This window comes from Pseudomonas retamae (assembly GCF_043496865.1).
GTDB lineage: Bacteria > Pseudomonadota > Gammaproteobacteria > Pseudomonadales > Pseudomonadaceae > Aquipseudomonas > Aquipseudomonas retamae.
In genome coordinates this window covers 18,059-39,318 of sequence record NZ_JBIEIL010000016.1, presented here as the reverse complement: position 1 = coordinate 39,318, position 21,260 = coordinate 18,059, and the positions used below count along the sequence as shown (strand labels likewise).

General features: G+C 60.9%; 22 protein-coding genes. 7 read left to right on the top strand and 15 right to left on the bottom strand.

The genetic code is table 11. The annotated features are described in order from the left end of the window. The first annotated feature begins 125 nt into the window (after window positions 1-125). A complete protein-coding gene (locus tag ACGSLL_RS25235; protein WP_394506984.1) occupies window positions 126-2,252 on the top strand; it encodes a TonB-dependent siderophore receptor in 2,127 nt (708 codons plus the stop codon). Between the two features lie 275 nt (window positions 2,253-2,527). Here the strand turns inward: ACGSLL_RS25235 and ACGSLL_RS25230 are convergent, their stop codons facing one another. The 5 genes from ACGSLL_RS25230 to ACGSLL_RS25210 form a co-directional block, all read right to left on the bottom strand. Continuing rightward, window positions 2,528-3,484: a 2-hydroxyacid dehydrogenase gene (locus tag ACGSLL_RS25230; RefSeq protein WP_394506985.1), complete on the bottom strand. Its 957-nt coding sequence runs from the start codon at window positions 3,482-3,484 to the stop codon at window positions 2,528-2,530. A gap of 32 nt (window positions 3,485-3,516) precedes the next feature. Then, window positions 3,517-4,281: an SDR family oxidoreductase gene (locus ACGSLL_RS25225; protein ID WP_394506986.1), complete on the bottom strand. Its 765-nt coding sequence runs from the start codon at window positions 4,279-4,281 to the stop codon at window positions 3,517-3,519. Window positions 4,282-4,294: 13 nt separating this feature from the next. Further along, a complete protein-coding gene (locus ACGSLL_RS25220; protein WP_394506987.1) occupies window positions 4,295-4,999 on the bottom strand; it encodes a fumarylacetoacetate hydrolase family protein in 705 nt (234 codons plus the stop codon). 97 nt (window positions 5,000-5,096) lie between these two features. Next, entirely contained in the window at window positions 5,097-6,446 is a 1,350-nt protein-coding gene (locus tag ACGSLL_RS25215) for an MFS transporter (RefSeq protein ID WP_394506988.1), read from the bottom strand. Window positions 6,447-6,581: 135 nt separating this feature from the next. Next, window positions 6,582-6,923, bottom strand: a complete 342-nt coding sequence (locus ACGSLL_RS25210; protein ID WP_394506989.1) for a hypothetical protein — start codon at window positions 6,921-6,923, stop codon at window positions 6,582-6,584. Window positions 6,924-7,005: 82 nt separating this feature from the next. On the opposite strand from ACGSLL_RS25210, the gene ACGSLL_RS25205 reads away from it, so the two are divergent. After that, on the top strand, window positions 7,006-7,938 hold the full coding sequence (locus ACGSLL_RS25205) for a helix-turn-helix transcriptional regulator (protein WP_394506990.1): 933 nt from the start codon (window positions 7,006-7,008) through the stop codon (window positions 7,936-7,938). 11 nt (window positions 7,939-7,949) lie between these two features. On the opposite strand, the gene ACGSLL_RS25200 is transcribed toward ACGSLL_RS25205, so the two are convergent. From ACGSLL_RS25200 to ACGSLL_RS25190, 3 genes are read right to left on the bottom strand one after another with little or no spacing between them, the layout of a single operon-like run. After that, a complete protein-coding gene (locus ACGSLL_RS25200; RefSeq protein WP_394506991.1) occupies window positions 7,950-8,114 on the bottom strand; it encodes a hypothetical protein in 165 nt (54 codons plus the stop codon). 4 nt (window positions 8,115-8,118) lie between these two features. Next, window positions 8,119-9,117: an NADP-dependent oxidoreductase gene (locus ACGSLL_RS25195; RefSeq protein ID WP_394506992.1), complete on the bottom strand. Its 999-nt coding sequence runs from the start codon at window positions 9,115-9,117 to the stop codon at window positions 8,119-8,121. Then, window positions 9,114-9,896, bottom strand: coding sequence for an SDR family NAD(P)-dependent oxidoreductase (locus ACGSLL_RS25190; protein WP_394506993.1), 783 nt, complete (start codon window positions 9,894-9,896; stop codon window positions 9,114-9,116). Before ACGSLL_RS25190 ends, ACGSLL_RS25195 begins: the two co-directional genes overlap by 4 nt. 158 nt (window positions 9,897-10,054) lie before the next feature. Between ACGSLL_RS25190 and ACGSLL_RS25185 the strand changes: the two genes are divergently transcribed. Next, complete coding sequence (locus tag ACGSLL_RS25185; protein ID WP_394506994.1) at window positions 10,055-10,654, top strand: TetR/AcrR family transcriptional regulator; 600 nt, start codon at window positions 10,055-10,057, stop codon at window positions 10,652-10,654. A 125-nt stretch (window positions 10,655-10,779) separates the two neighbouring features. Further along, entirely contained in the window at window positions 10,780-11,412 is a 633-nt protein-coding gene (ycaC, locus tag ACGSLL_RS25180; protein ID WP_394506995.1) for an isochorismate family cysteine hydrolase YcaC, read from the top strand. Between the two features lie 204 nt (window positions 11,413-11,616). Here the strand turns inward: ycaC and ACGSLL_RS25175 are convergent, their stop codons facing one another. The 3 genes from ACGSLL_RS25175 to ACGSLL_RS25165 all read right to left on the bottom strand — a co-directional run bounded on the left by ACGSLL_RS25175 (window position 11,617) and on the right by ACGSLL_RS25165 (window position 13,824). Next, window positions 11,617-11,994, bottom strand: a complete 378-nt coding sequence (locus ACGSLL_RS25175; RefSeq protein ID WP_394506996.1) for a type II toxin-antitoxin system VapC family toxin — start codon at window positions 11,992-11,994, stop codon at window positions 11,617-11,619. Then, on the bottom strand, window positions 11,991-12,317 hold the full coding sequence (locus ACGSLL_RS25170) for a type II toxin-antitoxin system Phd/YefM family antitoxin (protein WP_394507135.1): 327 nt from the start codon (window positions 12,315-12,317) through the stop codon (window positions 11,991-11,993). The genes ACGSLL_RS25175 and ACGSLL_RS25170 overlap by 4 nt, the downstream gene beginning before the upstream one ends. 205 nt (window positions 12,318-12,522) lie before the next feature. Next, window positions 12,523-13,824: an erythromycin esterase family protein gene (locus ACGSLL_RS25165; protein ID WP_394506997.1), complete on the bottom strand. Its 1,302-nt coding sequence runs from the start codon at window positions 13,822-13,824 to the stop codon at window positions 12,523-12,525. Window positions 13,825-13,999: 175 nt separating this feature from the next. On the opposite strand from ACGSLL_RS25165, the gene ACGSLL_RS25160 reads away from it, so the two are divergent. Continuing rightward, entirely contained in the window at window positions 14,000-14,200 is a 201-nt protein-coding gene (locus ACGSLL_RS25160) for a hypothetical protein (protein ID WP_394506998.1), read from the top strand. Between the two features lie 125 nt (window positions 14,201-14,325). On the opposite strand, the gene ACGSLL_RS25155 is transcribed toward ACGSLL_RS25160, so the two are convergent. Then, the gene (locus tag ACGSLL_RS25155) at window positions 14,326-14,523 is read right to left on the bottom strand and encodes a hypothetical protein (protein ID WP_394506999.1); all 198 of its coding nucleotides are present in this window, start codon (window positions 14,521-14,523) and stop codon (window positions 14,326-14,328) included. A gap of 104 nt (window positions 14,524-14,627) precedes the next feature. Between ACGSLL_RS25155 and ACGSLL_RS25150 the strand changes: the two genes are divergently transcribed. After that, entirely contained in the window at window positions 14,628-16,547 is a 1,920-nt protein-coding gene (locus tag ACGSLL_RS25150; RefSeq protein WP_394507000.1) for a tyrosine-protein phosphatase, read from the top strand. 48 nt (window positions 16,548-16,595) lie between these two features. Here ACGSLL_RS25150 and ACGSLL_RS25145 read toward each other — a convergent pair whose 3' ends face one another. From ACGSLL_RS25145 to ACGSLL_RS25135, 3 genes are all read right to left on the bottom strand, one after another. Further along, window positions 16,596-17,723 carry a mechanosensitive ion channel family protein gene (locus tag ACGSLL_RS25145; protein ID WP_394507001.1) on the bottom strand — a complete coding sequence of 376 codons (1,128 nt, stop codon included), beginning with the start codon at window positions 17,721-17,723 and terminating at the stop codon, window positions 16,596-16,598. Window positions 17,724-17,909: 186 nt separating this feature from the next. Then, window positions 17,910-18,887, bottom strand: a complete 978-nt coding sequence (locus ACGSLL_RS25140; protein WP_394507002.1) for an AraC family transcriptional regulator — start codon at window positions 18,885-18,887, stop codon at window positions 17,910-17,912. An 83-nt stretch (window positions 18,888-18,970) separates the two neighbouring features. Beyond that, window positions 18,971-20,548, bottom strand: a complete 1,578-nt coding sequence (locus ACGSLL_RS25135; RefSeq protein WP_394507003.1) for a sensor domain-containing diguanylate cyclase — start codon at window positions 20,546-20,548, stop codon at window positions 18,971-18,973. Between the two features lie 255 nt (window positions 20,549-20,803). Here ACGSLL_RS25135 and ACGSLL_RS25130 point away from each other — a divergent pair, with 255 nt between their 5' ends. Next, window positions 20,804-21,241: an HhH-GDP family DNA glycosylase gene (locus ACGSLL_RS25130; RefSeq protein ID WP_394507136.1), complete on the top strand. Its 438-nt coding sequence runs from the start codon at window positions 20,804-20,806 to the stop codon at window positions 21,239-21,241. Window positions 21,242-21,260 lie beyond the last annotated feature (19 nt).

Below are 21,260 nucleotides of genomic sequence, written 5' to 3'. Positions count from 1 at the left end.
GCCCGCAACTGCAACATGACAAATAAGAATACGTTTCAATTACGCATTGCACTGGTATACCATGCGCGCCGCTTCGCTGGCAGTTCTGCCATCCGTTCTGGCCTATTCGTAAAGGTTTCCTTTTCATGCGTCGTACTCTGCTTTCCATTTGCGTGCTGCAGGCGTTGTCTTCTTCTGCGTGGGCCGAACAGGCCGATTCCACCTCCTCAGTGCTTGAGCTGGACGCCACCGATGTGGTCGGCACGGCAGATTACGAACGGGCCGACGGCCCGGTGCAGGGCTATCGCGCGACGCGTTCGGCCAGTGCCACGCGCACCGACACGGCGATTCATGAAACCGCGCAATCGATCAGTGTCGTGACCAAGGATGCGGTCGAGGACATCGGCGCGACCCGCCTGCAAGACGCGCTGGATTACGCTGGCGGCGTTGGCCGTGCGAACAATTTCGGCGGGCAAGGCCTGACTACTTTCACCGTGCGTGGCTTCACCACCGGCGAGTTTTATCGCAACGGTTTTCCGATCAACCGCGGCTACCCGAACATGCCCGACGCCAACACCATCGAGCGTCTGGAAGTACTGCGCGGCCCGGCCACCACGCTCTACGGTCGCGGCGATCCCGGCGGCACCTTCAACGTGGTGTCCAAACAACCGCTGGCCGAGCGCACCGTCACCCTGGGCAGCCAGCTCAACGATCAAGGTATAAAACGCGGCACCCTCGACGCTTCCGGGCCGCTGGATGAAGAAGGCCGGCTGGCCTATCGGCTCAACGTCGTGGGCGAGGGCGGCGACACCTTTCGTGATCATGTCGAGACCGAACGCTACGGCATCACGCCGGTGCTGAGTTGGCAGGCGACCGATGCGACCAAGGTGATTTTCGAAGGCGATTTCATGCGCAACAATGCGCCGCTCGACCGTGGCGTGACGCGCTATCCGAAGCAGATCGGCACCGCCTCGCGCGACACGTTCTTCGGCGAGAAGGACGTCGGCAAGCTGCACAACGACAACAACATGGCGCAGCTGCGTTTCGAGCACCTGCTCAACGACGACTGGACCCTGGGCGGTGGTTTCCAGTGGCTCGACGGCTCGCTTAAAGGCAACGCGATCGAAGCCAACGGCATCGCCGCTGACGGTCGCACCCTGGGGCGCAACTTCAACTACCGCAAACTGGAATGGACCGACAAGGACACCCAGCTGAATCTGACCGGGCACTTCAGCACCGGCGGTCTGCAGCACACCTTGCTCACCGGCATCGAATACGAAGACTACGACTACAAGTCGATCATCCAGCGCTCCAGCGGTGCGGTCGGTGCCTACCCGATCGACATCTTCGATCCGGTCTACGGCCAGCCGCGCCCGGCCCTGACCCGCACGCCGACCCACGACAAGGAAAACCTCAAGACCTACGCCGCCTTCGTCCAGGATCAGGTGGCGTTGACCGAGCGCCTGAAAGTGCTTGCCGGGGCGCGGTTCGAGCGTTTCGAACACGACTATGAAACCTACGTGCCGGGTGGCAAGAGCTGGCAGGCCGCGGATAACGCGGTCACCCCGCGTCTGGGCGTGACCTACGATCTGACCGAAACCCTCGCGGTCTACGCCAACACCGCGCGCTCGTTCAAACCCAACACCGGCGCCAGCCGCGCCGGTGGCGGCTTTGCCCCGGAGAAAGGCAAATCCTATGAAATGGGCCTCAAGTGGGAGGCGCTGGATCATCAGCTAAGCGTCGATGCGGCGATCTACCAGATCGAAAAACGCAACGTGCTGACCACCGACCCGGTCGACTCGACCTTCAGCGTTGCCGCAGGCGAGGTGCGCAGCCGTGGCTTCGACCTGAACGTCGCGGGCAACCTGACCCCGGAATGGCGGGTCATCGGCGGCTATGCCTATGTCGATGCCGAAGTGACCAAGGACAACACGATCCGCTCCGGCACCCGCTTGCTGAACATCCCGCAAAACAGCTTCAGCCTGCTCAACGTCTACGAATTCCAGGACGGCGCTCTGAAAGGCTTGGGCCTCGGTACCGGGCTCAAGTATGTCGACGAACGCGCCGGGCAAACCGCCAATACCGCGTTTTCGATGGGCAGCTACACGGTGGTCGACTTGCTGGGCTTTTATAAGGTCAACGACAAGGTGCGGCTCAACCTTGATCTGAAGAATCTGTTCGATCGTGATTATGAGGAAGGGGCGTTCGGCAACGTCTACGCCTATCCGGGCGCGCCGCGGACGGTGCAGGTGGGGATTTCTTATACCTTGTGAGGCGTTTGCGATCTGCGTGAACCGCAGCCCCTCACCCCAGCCCTCCCGAAACGTCGGACCGCCCAGAGGGAGAGGGAGCCGACCGAGTCGATCCTGATCGTTCCCACGCGGAGCAACCTGATCGTTCCCACGCTCTGCGTGGGGATGCAGCCCCGGACGCTCTGCGTCCAAAAGCGTGACGCAGAGCGTCACAAGAGGCATTCCCACGCGGAGCGTGGGAACGATCAGGTTGGGGCGCTCGGGCTGGTGCAGGGCTGCCATTTCAGCCCCGGCGCTTACCCGGTGACACACCCCTGCGGTACCTTCCCGGCAAAGCTGTCGAGCAGGCTGGCAACCACCATCTCGCCCATCCGCGTACGCGTCTGCAAGGTGGCGCTGGCGCGGTGCGGTTGCAGCACCACCTGTTCGTTGTTGAACAAGGCTTCTGGCACATTCGGTTCATCGACAAACACATCCAGCCCGGCCCCGGCGATTTCGCCGGCCGTCAACGCCGCCAACAGGTCCGCTTCGTTGACCAGTTTGCCGCGCGCGACGTTGATCAGATAACCACCCTTGCCCAAGGCTTGCAGGACTTCAGCGTTGATAATCGCTTCAGCCTTGTCGGCGGCGGCGGCGAGGATCAGCGCGTCGCTGTCGCGGGCCAGTTGCTTGAGATCGGCGACGAAGGTATGGCTGACATCGCTCATCGGCTGCAGATCGGTGTAACTGATCGGGCAGCCAAACGCGGCGGCGCGACTGGCCACGGCACGACCGACCCGACCCATGCCGACGATGCCGATGCGCATGCCCGACACCTGTCGCGCCAATGGCAGCGGCGCCAGCGGCGTCGGGCTGTGCGGCCATTCACCCGAGCGCACGTAGCGATCACTGGTGCACAAACCGCGACACACGGCGATCAGCAAACCGATGGCGAGGTCGGCGACGTCTTCGGTCAGCGCGCCAATGGTTGCCGTCACGCGGATGCCGCGATCGCGGGCGTAGGCCAGATCGACCGCGTCGGTGCCAACACCATTGACCGCCACCACTTCCAGTTGCGGCAGTTGCGCCATCAAGGCCTGGCTGATGCCGGTGTGCCCGCCGGTGATCACCCCGCGAATATTGGCGCCGTGCTCACGCAGATATGCGGGTTTGTCGGCCTGCTGGAAATAGCGTCGGACGGTGAACAGTTCATCGAGACGGGCGTTGATTTCAGGAATCAGGATCGGGCTCAACTGCAAGACTTCGGGCTTCATGTAAACCTCACTTACCGAATAAAAAGGCCGGCTCAACCGCGGCCGGCAAACGGCATGGCAGTGGCCATGACGGTCATGTTCAGAACGTTGGCCGACAGCGGCAGGCCAGCGATGTAGCGCACGGCCTCGGCGACGTGTTTGACGTCGACCATCGGCTCGACGGCGATGCTGCCGTTGGCCTGGCGCACGCCGCGGGTCATGCGTTCGGACATCTCGGTCAAGGCATTGCCGATGTCGATCTGGCTGCAGGCGATGTTGAATTCGCGACCGTCCAGCGCCAGCGATTTGCTCAGGCCCAGCACCGCGTGTTTGCTGGCGGTATAGGCGCTGCTGAACGGGCGCGGCGTGTGCGCGGAAATCGAACCGTTGTTGATGATGCGTCCGCCCTGTGGCTGCTGGCGGCGCATCAGGCCGAAGGCGCCGCGGGCACAGAGGAAAACCCCGTTGAGATTGGTGTCGATGACATTGCGCCATTGCTCGAACGACAGCTCGTCCAGCGGCACGGCAGGGGCATTGACCCCGGCATTGTTGAACACCACGTCGAGGCGTCCGTAGACCTCGGCAATGCTCGCAAACAGCGCGTCGACACTGGCCGGGTCGCGCACGTCGGTGGGTACCGCCAGCGCCTCGTGGCCTTCGCTCGTCGCCAGTTCGACCAGCGCTTGCAAAGGTTCCGCTCGGCGTCCGGCGGCGACCACGGTGAACCCGTCGGCCATCAGGCCCAGCGCCACGGCGCGGCCGATGCCGCTGCCCGCACCGGTGACCAGCGCGACTTTTAACGGTGATGAAGTGGACATGCTCGGGTACTCCTTATGCAAATGGCTGAGGACGAGCGCCGACGCGCATTTCCAGTTGACCGATGCCGTCGATGCCAGCGCTGATCAGGTCGCCGGGCTGCAGCGCGTCGACGCCGGCCGGGCTGCCGGTCATGATCAGATCGCCGGCGCGCAACGCCACCGAACGAGAGATGCGGCTGATCACTTCGCTGACCGACCAGATCTGATTGTCGAGGCTGTCACGCTGGCGCTCCTCGCCGTTGACGTTGAGCCACAACTCGCCCTCGGGATGGCCGCCGCGGCTGACCGGCACAATCGCGGTCATCGGCGCGGCACCATCAAAAACCTTGGCGCCTTCCCACGGCAGGCCCTTGCTCTTGGCCGCCAGTTGCACGTCGCGGCGGGTCAGGTCGAGGCCGGCGGCGTAGCCCCAGACATAGGCCAACGCCTGGTCTTCGGGGATGTTCGCGCCGCCTTCGCCAATCGCCACCACCAGTTCGATTTCATGGACGAACTCCTCGGTCAACGGCGGGTAGGACACTTCACCGACGGCATCGATGACGTTGCTCGCCGGCTTCATGAAAAACACCGGTGGCTGGCGCGACTGGCCCTGGCTGTCCGGCCACGGGTAGTTGCGGCCGACACAAAATACCCGACCGACAGGAAAGCGTTGCGCGCTGCCCACCACCGGCAAGGTCGCGGGCAGATCCGGAGTGAAAACGTATTCAGTCATGTTCATCCTGTGAGGTCCTGTGTGTGAGATCAGCCTACGGCGGCGCGCGTCGGTGTAGTTGGACGAATGCCGCTTCGGCTTGGAGAAAACGGTGCTGTTGCGCTCAGCGTGGTTTCAATTCGATGCGATACAGACGGCCGAGCAGCAGCGAGTAGGAGAGGGTGCCGATCAGCGCCACGCCGCCGATGAACCAGAACGCCCAGGCGAACGAGCCGGTGGCATGCACGATGGCGCCAATCACGATCGGCGTGACGATGCCGCCGATGTTCGCCGCCAGGCTGGTGATGCCGCCGGTTAGGCCGATCAGTTCCTTGGGCGCGACTTCCGAGACCGCCGCCCACGAAGACGAGGCGATGCCCTGAGCGAAAAAGGCGATGGTCAGCACGGCAATGCAGATCGTGTTCGAGTCGGTGAAATTCACCAGCACGATCGACATGCCCAGCATCGACCCGACCACCAGCGGCAACTTGCGGGCGAACGACATCGAGTAGCCCCGGCGGATCAATCCGTCGGAGACGATCCCGGCGAGCAGAATGCCCACGGTCGCGCCGACGAAGGGCAGCACGGCGAATATCCCGGCCTTGATCATGGTCAGTTGGCGTTCTTCGATCAGGTAGGTGGGGAACCAGGTCAGGAAGAAGTACAGCGCCGAAGTGCTGGCGAACTTGCCGATGCAGATCGCCCAGACCTGGCGGTAGCTGAACAACTCGGCGATCTGCCGCCAGTTGAAACGGGTGCGTTCCTGACTGCTTTTGACCAGGCCGCCACCCGCTTCGATGTACTGCAATTCGGCTTTGCTGACCTTTTTGCAATTGAGCGGGTCGCGATACAGGTACAGCCACAGCACACCGAAAATGATCCCCAGTGCGCCGGTGCTGTAGAACACGTGGCGCCAGTCGAAGGTGGTCGCCAGCCACAGCAGCGCGCCAGTGAACAGCGCCGTGCCGAGGTACTGGCCGCAGACATAAATGCTGCTCGCCAGACCGCGTTCGCGGGCCGGAAACCACACCGTCACTGCGCGGCTGTTGGCCGGAAACGCCGGCGCTTCCATGGCACCGACCGCCAGGCGCAAACCGAACAGCGAGGCGAAACCGGTGGCGAAGCCCTGGCACACGGTGACCGTCGACCAACTGATCAGCGAAACCCCGTAGGTGAAGCGCGAACCAAAGCGGTCGGCGATGAACCCGGCCGGCACCAGCGCCAGCGCATAGGTCCAGGCAAACGCGGAAAAGATCAGGCCCATCTCGATCTTGTCCAGCCCCAGGTCCTTGGCCATGAACGGTGCGGCGATTGAGATATTGACCCGGTCGATGTAGTTGATGATGGTCGCGATCAGCAACAGCGACAGCATGAACCAGCGGCGCCGCGAGGGCAGGCGTTGCGGCACCACCGCGTCGCGTGCGCCGGCAATCACCGGCGGCACAGTGGCTTGAGAAGCATGGGAATTGGACATGGTCAGACCTCGTTATTGTTAGAAGGGTCGAGGGGTTTCGCGCAGCCGAAGGCCTTGCCCACACGCGTGGGGGCAGACAGATCGGCACTGAAAAGCGACGGCACGAAGGCCTGGCGTCAGACGTTCAGGTACGTCTCACGGCAGGCCGGTTCGGCGGGATCGGGAGGGGCGGCGAGAAGTAATGGCTGGTTCATGACGTGCACACCTTTGATTGTTTTTGGAGGAGGCTGGGCTGCGTTGGCTATTACAGTGGTCGTACAACTTCGTCAGATCAAGCCAAGGGTTAGAACGTTTTTTCTTATGACGCGGGGGCTGGTTAAACCTGTCCAAGAAAAAAATCTGCGTGCGACGTTCCACAATCAACTGGATATGCACGTTAACGTATTGAAAATAAACATAAATACGTTTTGTTATGGCTTCAGGTTTTTTGGACAGGCGAATCGCCACTCCGACGCGGAAAAAATTGCTGGTGCTCATGTCGTCGTATGACTGCTTGCTGCGTCGCGGGCTTGCCTGCAAGATGATTCGCGCCCACGTACCTGCCGAGGACCCTCCGCCGATGTCGTCACCGCACCGGATTCCGACTTACGTCATGCAGCAACGCAGCGAATTGACCGACTTCTACATTCGCGACAAAAAGGGCCGCCGCGCCGAAACCGCGCCGCATCGCCACGAATACTTTCAGATCCAGATCAACCTCGGCGGCGACACCGTGCAGCACATCGGCAACGTCGAACGTCCGTTCCCGCGCAACACCCTGGCGTTCATCCTGCCGCACCGCGTCCACGTGATTCCGCACCCGGCGGAGAGCAATTTCATCGTCATCAATTTTTCCCAGACCTTCCTGTTGCCGCATTTGCAGTGCGACCCGATGGACCTCGAAGAGGTGTCGATCCTGCTGGCGCCGGAGCTGTCGCCGTTCCGCTTTCAGGAACATCTGGATTTCATTCTCGTGGACGCGGATTTTGCCGGGGTCTGTGCGCTGATCGAGCAGATGCGCCGCCTGGACGAGAATCGCCAGTTCGGCACGCGGGAGATGCTCAAGGGCTTGCTGCTGCAGTTGATCGGCAGCGTGTGTTTTCTTTACGCCGAGCCGCTCAAGCGCCTGGCCGAAGAAAACGCTGCTGAGGTCAGTCGACGCGATGCGCTGAGCCGCATGTTCGAATACCTGCGCAAGAACATCGCCGACCCCGACCTCAACCTGATCAAAGTGGCGGCGGCGACGTACCTGTCACCGACCTATCTGACCCACTGGTTGCGCAAGGAAATCGGCAAGACCTTCACCGAACTGGTGCTCGAACGGCGGATGCACGCGGCGCGCAATTTTCTCCTCAACAGCACCCGCTCCGTGGGCGAGGTGGCGCGCTTGTGCGGCTTTGCCGACGAGGCCTATTTTTCCCGGCGTTTCCGGCAGATTCACGGCCAGCCGCCGGGGCAATTCCGCCGTCGTCAGCTCAATCCGGATACGCCGCAAACGCCGTTGAATACCTGACGGGCAACGGGTCAGGGCTCAAGCAACAAGGGCCGCCAGACGATGGCGGCCGGGTCGAGCAGGGGGGCTGGCGGCTCGATCGCGGGCGTTCGCTCGCCGGCGGGCTCAATCGTGCCGAACTGCTGCGTGCCGGCAGGGAGATCTTCAGCGTTGCCTGCAACGTCATCGACCGGCATAGGGCTACTTCATCCGCACAATGACTTTGCCCTTGGCGCGGCCCTGTTCTACATGAGCCAGCGCCTCAGCCGTCGACTCAAACGCAAAGCTGCGATCCAGCACTGGCGCCAGCTTGCCGGCCTCGATCAACGCACTGATGTCGCGCAGCTGCGAGCCGTTGGCCCGCATGAACAGGAAGCTGTAGCTGACGTTGTGCCGGCGAGCCTTGCGGCGGATCTTCAGGCTCAACAGGCGCACGACTTGCCGTAGTGGCCACGCCAGACCTTGCGCCTTGGCGAACTCGGCGGTGGGTGGGCCGGAGATGGAAATCAGCTGTCCACCGGGTTTGAGCACTTTCAGTGAGTTCTCCAGCACATCGCTACCGAGGCTGTTGAGCACCACGTCGTAACCGCGTAGCTCATCCTCGAAACGCTGGTGTTTGTAGTCGATCACCACGTCCGCGCCGAGCGCCTTGACCCACTCGACATTCGCCGTGCTGGTGGTGGTCGCGACAAACGCGCCGAGGTGTTTGGCCAGTTGAATCGCGACCGTACCGACACCGCCGGAACCGGCATGGATCAGTACTTTCTGCCCGGCGCGCAACTGTGCAATGTCGACCAGCGCTTGCCAGGCAGTCAACGTCACCAACGGTATCGCCGCGGCCTGTTCCATATTGAGGTTGGCAGGCTTCAATGCGAGCGCATGCTGATCCACCGCGATCCGCTCGGCAAAGGTGCCGATGCGCTGTTCCGGCACCCGCGCATAGACCTCATCGCCGGGTTTGAAAGCGGTGACTGCTGCGCCGGTCGAGATCACCACACCGGCGACATCGTTGCCCAGTACCAGCGGCATTGCGTACGGCAGAATCAACTTGAATTCACCGCGGCGGATCTTCGAATCGAGGACATTGACGCTCGCTGCGTGCACCTCGATCAGGACGTCGTCAGGCCCAGGCGCGGGCTCGGCGACGTCGCCGATGCGCCCGCGGTGTTGGCCGTAGCGGTCGATGAGAAAAGCTTTCATGGCAGGTAACGCTGGGCAACCGCGGACTGGCGAATCTGCCCGAGCAAACCCTGCCGCGCGGTTTGCAGGTCATCCCAGCGCTGGCCTTCATGCAGCGGCGGAATGGTTACCGGCTCGCGGCGATCGAAACCGACCAGTGCGGCGTCGACCAGATCACTGACTTCCATGATTTCGCTCAGGGTGTTGATGTCGATGCCGGCGCGGTCCCAGATTTCCGTGCGGGTCGCGGCGGGCAGCACGGCTTGCACGTACACGCCCAGCGGCGTCAGTTCCAGGCTCAGGCCCTGCGAGAGGAACAGCACAAACGCCTTGGTCGCGCCGTAAACCGACATGCCGAATTCCGGCGCCAGCCCGACCACCGAACCGATATTGATGATCGCACCTTCACCGGCCTTGGCCAGACGCGGCGCAATCGCGCTGGCAAGGCGTACCAGAGCGGTGGTGTTGAGGGCGACCAGATTGGCCACGCTGTCGGTGCTCTGCTCGATAAAGCTGCCGGACTGTGCGGCACCGGCGTTGTTGACGAGGATACCGATGCGCGTGTCGTCACGCAGACGCGTTTCGACGGTGGTGAGATCGCTGAGTCGGGTCAGGTCGGCCGGAACCACATCGACGGCAACGCTGTGCTCGCTGCGCAGTTGGGCGGCCAGTGTGTCGAGGCGCGCAGCATCGCGAGCGACCAGCACCAGATCATGCCCGCGTTGGGCGAAACGTTCGGCATAAACCGCGCCGATACCAGTGGAAGCGCCAGTGATCAGGACAGCAGGGCGAGTGGTCATTGATTCATCTCTTTGCGAATGCATCGGTTGGGGTAAATGCCGGATAGCAGCAAGTGGATTTAGGATGATGATCTAAATCTAAACTGTCAACGGTTTTGATTATGGCCAACATCTATGTATCATCGGCGGATGATTTTTAGCGCACAGAGGTACCGCTCATGCGAGTCAGCAAAGCCCAGGCACAGGCCAACCGTGAACACATCGTCGAGACGGCGTCCGAGCTGTTTCGTGAGCGAGGGTTTGACGGCGTCGGTGTGGCTGATCTGATGGCGGCGGCCGGTTTCACCCACGGCGGTTTCTACAAGCACTTCGGCTCGAAAGCGGATTTGATGGCCGAAGCCTCGGCCAACAGCCTGGGGCGATCACTGGCGACCGCCGAAACTCTCGACGTCAAAGGCTTTATCGACCTCTACGTGTCGCGTGAACACCGCGACGGGCGTGGCGATGGTTGCACCATGGCCGCACTTTGCGGCGACGCCGCCCGCCAGCCGGACGAGTTGAAAGCCACGTTCGCCGACGGCATCGAGCGCACCTTGCAGACGCTGGGCGCGAAGTACCCGACTGACACCGAAGCAGCCCCGGACGCGGCGCGTTTGAAGATGATCGGACTGCTGGCGCAAGCGGTGGGCGCGGTCATGCTGTCTCGGGCGTGCCCGGATGATTCCGCGCTGGCTGATGAAATCCTCGCGGTGTGTCACGCGCAAATGCTGGCGTCGTTGCCGCTGGTTTCGGAGGATGAAGCGGAACAAAGCGAATAAGCATTGTCCGTTTTGAGTGGACAGTGAAACGCGTTTCAGCCGATTTATCCCTTTTCGCTGGGTCAGTAATCTGTACCCAACTTGAACGCAACAACAAACTTCAAACTTGAAAAGGGACGCACACCATGACCACTCCAACTTACAACCGCCTGAACAAAGACGACGCTATCGTGCTGCTGGTCGATCACCAGACCGGTCTGATTTCCCTGGTGCAGGACTTCTCGCCCAACGAGTTCAAGAACAACGTGCTGGCCCTGGCCGACCTGGCCAAGTTCTTCGACTTGCCGACCATCCTCACCACCAGTTTCGAACAAGGCCCGAACGGCCCGCTGGTCCCGGAACTGAAAGAGATGTTCCCGGACGCGCCGTACATCGCTCGCCCAGGCCAGATCAACGCCTGGGACAACGAAGACTTCGTCAAGGCGATCAAGGCCACCGGCCGCAAGCAGATCATCATCGCCGGCGTGGTCACCGATGTCTGCGTAGCGTTCCCGACGCTGTCGGCACTGGCGGAAGGTTTTGATGTGTTCGTGGTCACCGATGCTTCGGGCACCTTCAACACCACCGTGCAACAAGCCGCATGGAGCCGCATGACCCAGGCTGGCGCACAAATGATGAACTGGTTCTCGGTGGCCTGTGAGCTGCACCGCGACTGGCGCAACGACATTGAAGGCCTGGGCAACCTGCTGTCGCAGCGTATCCCTAACTACCGCAACCTGATGAACAGCTACTCGGCGCTGACTGCAAAGCAGAAGTAGTCGGTATCGCTACAGAACAAAAAGCCCGCTTTGAAAGCGGGCTTTTGTCGTTGCCACCTTAAACACACCGCTCCCACAGTGGACCGCATTTCAATTGAAGAACCACGAACAAATTGTAGGAGCTTGCCTGCAAGCGATGGCGGCCCGACATTCAATATGGATTTTGAATGACGAAGCGCGATTGTAGAAAAGCCACGCATCGGGTTATACCAGAACCACCAGATCAGAATATCGAGCGACCAACGGATCGGCCGTAAGCAACCTCATCGGTTCAGTCATGGCTGTGGCAACGATAATGCGATCAAACGGATCCCGATGATGGTGTTCAAGATCCTTAACAGCTATGGCGTGTTCCGTGGTCACCGGCAATTCGATAAACCCGCTATCAAGGCAATGTTGGCGGACGTCATCCAGATCAACATCTAACTTACCGAGCCCGACCTTGATAGCCATTTCCCAAAAAGTGGCGGCACTGATGTAGATATCGGCAGCGTTTTCAATCAGCTTTCTGGCTTTACCAGATAATCTGGCGTCATCACTGAGCGTCCAGAGCAGGATATGGGTATCAAGCAGTAGCCTCATGCCTGAGTGCCTTCGAATGCGTCCAGCATGTCATCGGGCAATGGGGAGTCGAAATCTGCAGGCAGCAACAGTTTGCCCTTCATCGCACCAATACGCTGTGCGGTCGGTTTTCCTGCAGGAACGAGACGAGCCATCGCCCGGCCATGCTTGGCAATCGTGATGACTTGCCCAGCGGCGGCATCATCGACAAGTTTGGATAGGTTGTTTTTAGCTTCGGCCAGCGGAACGATGATCATCAGTTCACTCCAATATTCTGGACAAATATAGCCAGAATAATTTGGCGCTGCCAATCCCTCGGCGCTTTCAGCCCATTTGGAAAAGATATCTCTATGCACTTTCGCCTCGCTGTTCTTTCGATTGAACAAGGCCTCACCATAGAACTATCCATTCAGGCTGGCTGTAGGACGCAACGGAGATTGCGGCGAGAGCTTTCGGCATTTGCCCAGGGATAGGACAAAATTGGTAAAAAGTCGTACAAACGACTCTCTGGCAAGCCACTCGCTTTTTACATTGTTCTACCGATACCGTTCACACCCCAAACGGAAACGTGTCCTCTTCATGACTCGATGACTCCGGGCTCGACAGCGGTGTAATCGCCGTAGTCTGCGCGAACCACAAATACGCATCGAATTGCTCGCTGAGGGTGGCGTCGAAGTAATGGCTTTGGCGTTCGGTCTGCGGGCGGTAGATCACCCCGATCGCGCGTTCGAGCAGGCGCCGCGTGAGGGCTTCGCGCAACTCGGCGCGATCCGTCGCGCGCCAGTCATATAACGCCATCGGGCAAGCGGCTTCGACACAGGCGCGCTCCCAACTGCGCGGCAGGGCGGGGCGGACGTTTTTGATCTGCATCGGCGCATCCCAGTCGTCGGCAGCTGCCACGCTGCCCTGATCGGTGCCCATGCCGATCAGCACCGCATCTGCGCCGAAGGCTTGCCGGCACAGCTGGCCGAGGGTCAGTTGGCCGCTGTCGCCCATTTGCGTGGCGCGGGCGTCGCCGATGTGCGAGTTGTGCGCCCAGACGATCACTTTCGCCTCATGCGCTTGGCGCGTGCGCAACGCTTGCAAGGTGTCGAACATGTGCCGGTCGCGCAGGTTCCACGATTCGCGGCTGCCGCGATACATCGCTCGATAATATTGTTCGGCGGCGCGCACGACGCGGGCGTTCTGGGTGGCGTTGAACAGCGCTTCGCCGTCGTTTTCCATCAGGCTCAGGCGTTCGCTCAACAGGGCCTGAAGTTGTTCGAGCACGGCACGTTCGCAAGTGGCCATGCCGCCGACTTCAGTGAAATGCCCGTAGAGCGCCGGGTCATCGTGCCAGGGATTGAGGCAGGCGTAGCGCTGTTGTGCTTCACGGGCCATGGCCGGGTCGGTGTCTTGCAGATAGCCCAGCACCTCGCGAATTGAACTGCGCAGGCTGTACACGTCGAGTCCGCGGAACTCCACGCGTTGCTCTGCCGGCTGAGCCTGGTTGTATTGCTGCAACCAGCGGGTAAACGCCTGCACGTCGGTGTTGCGCCACATCCACGTCGGGAAGCGCGCAAACGCCGCATCGTGCCACGCCCCTTTGCTCCGGCCGCGCACGCAGCGATCAATCTGATCGGCGTCCGGCCAGTCAGCCTCGACCGCGACAATGGTGAAACCATGATGGGCAATCAGATGCCGGGTGATCGCCGCGCGTGCTTCGTAGAATTCATGGGTGCCGTGGCTGGCTTCACCGATCAGCACCACCTGGGCATCGGCGTAGCGGTCGAAGAGGTCGGCAAAGGCGTCGCTGCCAATATCCGGCAGCGGTTCGGCGTGTTCCTTGAGGATCGAGACCAGAGTGTCCATGGGCGGATTCTCCGTGGTGGGGTGTGCATTGGAAAACCCAGGAAAAACCGCGGTTCCATCGAACTGAGCGGACGGCAACCGACCGAGCGAAGCACCGTTCGTCCAGCATTGGGCACTTGCCCGCCAAGCGCTTTTCTCAGTTTTGACCCACTGTGAATTACCACGGAGAACAGACATGGACATTGACGAAAGCCCACCGGGCAATCAGTCGCAGCAAGGCGCAACACGCACGACGGACAACGAGGCCGGGCACGACTCCCCGCGCAAAAATCCCGAGGTGCCGTTGCCGGCTGATGACGAAGCACCGGTTGATGAAGACATGGCGGATGTCGACGCGACGAACGCGGTTTCGCAAGAACATCCCAAGCCGCAATAACGGCGCAGCCGCATAGGGTCAGAGTAGTGTTTGGCGTGAACAACGCCTCGCCAGCCCTTTGCTCGGGAGACAACGCCCTCGGCCTCGTGGTCGGGCCCCGGTCCGTGTGGGTGATTGCCTGCAAGTCACTGTTCCAGCTCCGACAACGCTTGCATCGCCGGATCCACCGCCATCGCCAGCAGGCTGACGCTCACAGGTTGTTCGCGTTTTAACCGTGGGAGTTGGCCTGCAGCGACAGCAGTCTGACGTGCAATGCACATCTGGGCCAATTTGATCGCTGACAGATCCGGAATGTTGGAAACCAGACCATTCACGCATTCCACGGACCATTCGCGCAGGCATTTCCTGTCCACCCGCAACTGTCATATTTCGTTTCACTCACGTGCCCATAGTGACCAGCCCAACGCTAGTTCCATGAGGCTGCACTGTGTTCCAACGTCTTTTGTGTTCACTGTCCGTTCTAAGCCTGTCCATCGCCGCCGCTCACGCTGCCGAGTCCATTGCACTCGACACGCCGCGCCTGCAAGGCATCGATAACTTTCGGGACGTTGCCGGTACTACCACGGCTTACTCCACCGCCCACGATGGCACCCTGCGCAGCGGCGTGTTTTACCGCTCCAATGCGCTGACGCCGTCGGCTGCAGATCTGGCGACGCTCAACGGGCTGGGTATCGGGGCGATTTATGACCTGCGCACGCCCAGCGAAATCGCCGCCACGCCTGACACGATGATCGCGGGAGCCAGCTGGCAGAACATCGACATCATCGGCAGCACCACGTCCGGGGCAGATATCACCAACATCTCGTTCAAAAGTGCCGCCGACGCCATCGCCATGATGGAGCAGACCAACCGCGCTTTCGTCAGCGACGCGGGTATGCGCGGTCAGTTCGGCCAGTTGTTCAACGCTCTTGCCAGTGTCGATGCGGCGCAGCTGTTTCACTGCACCGCCGGCAAGGACCGCACCGGCTGGACTGCGGCGGTGTTGCAGAGCATTGCCGGGGTCGATGAGGCGACCATCATGGCCAACTATCTGGCGACCAACGACTACACCGCCGCCCGTGTGGCGGCGACGCTGAAAGCCTTGCCGCCGAGCATGGCCGCGGTCTACGAGCCGTTGCTCGGCGTCCAGGCCAGTTATTTGCAGGCCGGTCTCGATCAGGTCGCCGCCGAGTACGGCAGTATGGACAATTACCTCAAACAGGGGCTCGGTCTGTCGCAGGAAACCATTTATGTGTTGCGCGGCAAACTGTTCGAATACAACAGTCTGCCGGGGCAGGCCGGGCTGATCGGCAACGCTGCGGCCGGTGCCGAGTTGCTGCGGCAGTTGCAGAACACTCAGTTGTCCGGGACTTACAGCGCCTACAACTACTATCTGCAATCGGCGATCGATGCCGGCACCCTCGGCGGGGTTGAAAGCCATGTTGGCGGCCAGGTGCATGCCGACGCGGCGAGCTACCTGCTGCGCCAGAACGCGATGATCGAGCAAGCCGCGGCACCGTTCGCCAGCGGCAGCGACCTCAAGGTCGGGCAGTACCGCCTCTGGAGTACCGCGCTGGCTGGCTACCTCGGCACCGATGGCTCGGCCCATGCCGACAGCAGTAACGAACACAGCCAGGGCCTGATGGTCGGCATCACTCAACGCTTCAGCGAACAGTTCAGTGCGCGCGGCGGATTCGGCTACAGCAATGGCAGCGTCGGCGGGGCGGGCGGGGAGGCGGATACGGACTTGACCTTCCTCAATGTCGGCGCGCGCTACGGTTTCAGCAGCCTGGACCGCGGCCTGTTCGTTGACGCCAACGCCAGCGCCGGTTACGTCGATTACACCAGCAAACGCGAACTCGGCGGTGGCCTCGGCACGGCGAAAGGCGACACCCATGGCAACCTCACCGGGGCCACGTTGGCGCTGGGTTACCGCGCCCCGGTTGACGGCATGACCTTCGAGCCGAGCCTCGGCTTGCGCATCAGCCACCTCGACCTCAACGGTTTCAAAGAGAAGGGCAGCGAACTGGCGCTGGACGTCGACGACAACAGCGCCACGCGCCGCAGCGCTGTTGCCAACCTCAACGTCGCCTTCGCTCCGCTGGCCATGGGCGCCTGGCAACTGGTGCCGGGCGTGCAGGTTGGCTACGAACGCACCTTGGGCGATAACCAGGTCGACAGCCAGGGCCACTTGCTCGGCCTCGACGTTGAGCAGCGCGCGGCTTTCGACAGCCGCGATCAGTTCAGCGGCGGCGTCAACCTGATGGCCAATCTCGGCGCCCTGAGCCTGGGCGCTGAAGTCGGCGCCAGCGGTGGCGGTGACAGCCACGGCTTCAACGGCGGGCTCAAGGCCAGCTACGCGTTCTGAACGAACAACCGGCCGCCAGTGCTGCTGGCGGCCGGTTGTTCAAAGCGCTCAGGCGTGTTCCGTGCGCGACACATGCTGCGCTCTCGGCGGCAATGCTGCCGCCTCGGGCAATGACGCGATGTGCACCGTCCGCGACGGGAAGGCAAACGCCGCATCGACCTCGGCCACCGCCTCCATGATCTGCAGATTGATCCGCTGCTGCACATCCATGTACACGTTGTAGCTGGCATCAAGGACGATATACACCGTCTCGAATTCCAGTGCGCTTTCGCCAAAACTGCGGAAATGGCAGCGATCGAAGCGCGCCTGTTTTTCATTCCTGATGATGGTTTCGACGCGGCGGGTGATCGCTTTGATCTGCTCGGTCGAGCATTCATAGGTCAGGCGAAACTCGAAAACGATCCGCCGCTCCTGCAGCCGTTTGTAGTTCTGGATGGTGCTGCCGATCATGTCGGCGTTGGCCATGACGATCTGCTCGCCGCCGAGGCTGCGAATGCGCGTGGTTTTCAAACCGACATGTTCAACCGTACCGGCCAGCGTGCCGACGACGATGAAGTCGCCCACTTCAAACGGCTTGTCGACGGCAATCGACAGCGAGGCGAACACATCGCCAAGAATGTTCTGCACCGCCAGCGCCACGGCGATACCGCCGACGCCGAGGCTGGCGACGAACGCGGTGATGTTGACGCCGAGGTTCGACAACATGGCCAGCAGAATCACCGCCCACAACAACACCTTGACGCCCCACAGGCTCAGCGTCGCCAGAGCACTGCCCTGAAACGTGCCAGTGGTGCTGTGGCGTGAAAAATAGCGATGCAACGCCAGCGCCAATGCGCGATTGACCCACAGACCGACCTGCAGCGCTGCCACGACAAACCACAGGCTGCTGACCCGATTGAGCCAACGCTCGGGCAGATCGAGCAAGCCAATCCCGATGAGAATCGACGCCAGCAGCAACAACGTGGTGCTGGTCGCCGACAGCACTTCGCTGGCCATGTAACTCAAATGTCTGTTACCGGCTGCGGCTCGCGCCTGCACCTTGCGGAACACGAAGCGGATCGCCGTCCGCGCCAGAAAATAGCTCAGCAACGTTGCGCAAAACGCCAGAATCCAGTTCCCCAGCGAAATGCCTAAAATCGCGTGATCAGTAAAAAATCCAGTGAAATCCTCAGTCATCGAAACCCCCTATCGAAGCCTGCGCCGGCGCATCCGCAGCAGCCACCGCAGCCAGGTAGACGCCACGCGATCCGGTGCTGCAATCGAGTGGCCTGTCAGGGTTAGTCGTTATGAGGGTGTGGCTGTTCCATCAAATCACGCTGGAGGCGGATGACGTGCATGGGCAGGCTCGGTGATACGCAAGCTTCAAAGCCTGGATTTCAACTGCGCCGGGCTCACCCCGAACGCACTCTGGAAATACTGACAGAACCGCCCGACATTGCTAAAGCCAAAGCGCAGCGCCACCTGCGTGACCGACGCCGAATGCCGCTGCGCCAACGCTTCATAAGCACGCTGCAAACGCACCTGGCGCTGATACGCGACGATCGACGTGCCGACAAAGCGACGAAAGCCCTCCTGCAAGGCACGCTGGCTGACATGGCTCATTCGCGCCAACTCCACGCCGCTGACCGGTTGCTCCGGATACGTTTGAATAAACTCCACGGCCAATTTCACATGCTTGGGCGCTACCAGCGGTGCCGGCCGACGCAGTGCCTCGGAGAAGTTATGCGGCCACGCCTCCAGCACCGCATCGATCAACATTTCGCGCAGGCGCGAGGGCATCAAGGTTCCGCCATTGAGCAACGTGTCGAACTCGCTTCCGGTGGCCAGATCGATCAGCGCCTTGAGGCCCTGAAAGGCTGGCGACTGCAAATCCACGCTGGGCTGAAACACGATCTTCTGCACGATCGGTTTATCCAGCAAGGCCGATAAACGCTCAGTGAGCTGATGACGATTGATCGACATGCCGTGATGCGCGTGATCGTCGCAGAAGCGCATCGAGCGGATGTCCGCCTTGTCGATCGCCAACCCGGTGTGGCAAGCGCCGATGGATTCCCCGGCGTGATTGAACAGTATCTTGCCGGCGGTGGGGATGACGAAGGTGATCTCGTCCTGCGGGTCAGGGAAGGCCACGCTGAAGTCGCCGCGATAATGCATGCGCCGAAAGCTCACGCCTTCGTGTCGACCGTAGACGCCACTGATGACGATGTTCGTGGGAATCGGCGGGGTGTCGGCGTAGCGGTTGCCGAAGAATTGCGAGAAGAGGGCGCCGAAGTCATCGGAGCGCATGTTGTCGGAGCGCAGGATAATTTTCTGGCGAAGTGGGGGCTCGTTCCATTGCATTTGAAATTGCACGCCTTGGGCAAGTGATACGTGCGCCAGAGGCTAGCAAAGCGCAGTGACCGCATTATGACGAGCATTAGCGATCATGCTGGCTGCGCGGCACTGCAGTAGCGATCGCGACCTTGCTGCTTCGCTGCATAGAGCATCTTGTCGGCGGCATTGATCAGCATAGCGGCGCTCACCTCATGTTCAGCGGGCCTGGACGCCGCGATGCCGGCGCTGGCAGTGACGTGACCCAGCGGATGATTGGCGTGCTCTATTGCCAGCGCTCGAATGGTCTCGATAATTTGCTGGGCGACCAGTTGCGCCCCGTGGAGGTCGGTGTTGGGCAGCAGCACCGAAAACTCTTCACCGCCGTACCGGACGGCAAGGTCCCCGGGGCGCTTCAGCGCTTGGGAGATTGCGCTGGCGACCATGCTCAGACATTCATCACCGGCGGCATGCCCGTAGGTATCGTTGTAGCGTTTGAAGTAGTCGACATCGATCATGATCAATGACAGCGACGAGTTCTGCCGCTTGGCCAAGCGAATCTCGTCAGCCAGTGCAGTGTCCAGCCGACGCCGGTTCGCCAGGCCGGTGAGGCTGTCAGTCAAGGCCATATCGCGCATGGTCTGGTGGGCAAGACGTAGCTCTCTTTCGATGGCCATGCGCTGGCGAAGCTGATTCAGGACAATCAGACCGAACGCCGTAAACGCGCAGATCACCGAGGACAGCACAAACCCGGTCTTGTAAAGGTCCCAGCGCCACGGCGCGATGATCGATTCACGGGACAGCCCGGTTTCGACCACCAAGGGGTAAGTGGTCAAGGCCCGATAACCATACAGGCGCTCGGTGCCGTCCACGACGGCTTTGACTTCTGCAATGCCGTCGCTGGAGACGGGCAGATAACGGGTGAATATTTCACTGCTCGCCAGGCTCTGACCGATAACGGACTTGATAAACGGGCGACGGACCAGGATTGTTCCATCGCGCAGTGCCAGAACCAGTGCGCCTCGGTCGTCGATTTTGAAATCACCGTAATAATCCACGAAATAGCTGACTTTGATGGTCCCAAGGAGCACGCCTGCAAAGGAACCATCCGGGTTATTCAGACGGCGCGATATTGGGATGATGAGGTCGTCGGTGGATTTGCTTTTCACCACCTTGCCGATCCGCACATTGCGATCGGTATGCGTGCGGTGATATTGGAAGTAATCGCGGTCGGCGTTGTTCGCGGGTTCCGGAATCACTTCCTTGTCGGTGACGATCCATTGCCCGTCCGGGCCATAAATGAACAGGCCATGCAATTGCGGCATCAGTCTGGATTGCTGGACGAGCAATTTGTGGATGCGATTCACATCAATGTTTCGCAGCCCATCACCTTCTACCCGCTCGCCCAGAGCCGCTGTGAGCACGTCCACTTGCCGAATGGCATCCTCGGCATGTTGCGCCGTCGCCCTGGCAAGGTTGGTGACGGAATTGCGCGCCGAATTGAATGCTGAGTGGTAGTCACGCCAGGTCCGCCACCCTTCCACGCTGAGAAACGCCAGAATCACCGTCAACATGAACGCCACTGTGAGGCGCAAGGCCGCGACAGCGCTGACAGCCTTGATCGGGGCAGCGTCTGCGGTCTCTTGCGCCTTGATCTCAGGCGGTTTTTGACCGGGTATCTGCGCATTCATAGGCTGCGAGGCTCATTGGTTCTTCCCGTGGCATTCGTCTGGTCTTCTCCACAAGCTGACCGCATGGGCTGGGTTGAGATTCAATTTAACGGCCGAAGCAGACCTCGTTGAATACATCTTGCGACATGTTCGAAGCGTGATGTTTTTTCGAACCTTCACTTGCCTGGGCCTATCGGAACTGACAAGGCGAGGCTGAAATCCAGCTGATACCCGGCAGCCATGCCGGGGGCGAGTGTCATCATTGAGACCAGACCGGTGAGTAAAAACATCAGCGCAAGCGACTTGCAGATCGACCTTCAAGGTGCCAACGAAGCGGGGCTGTTCAAATGGCTGGTTGCCAGTTTTTTGATGGGCAAAAGAATCCAGGGCGCGATTGCTGCGCAGGCGTACCAGATCATCGTCGTGCAGCATCGCAACGATACACCGCAGAAACTCGCACAGTGCAGCCACCGCCAGTTGGTCGGGCTTCTCGGGCAAGCTCGGTACGTGCGTTACGACGAGAGCACGGCTGCGCGATTGCTCGCGTTGGCAAACAAACTCAATAGCGAATACGCCGGCAAGGTGAGCAACATCGTGGCCGCGAGTGCTGATCGCAGGGCGTTTGAAAAACGCCTTTGCGAATTCGATGGGGTCGGGCCAAAGACCGTTGAGATTTTCATGCGGGAAGCGGCGGCTGTGCTGTTTTTGGAATAGCGTTTTATTGCGAAGCCGT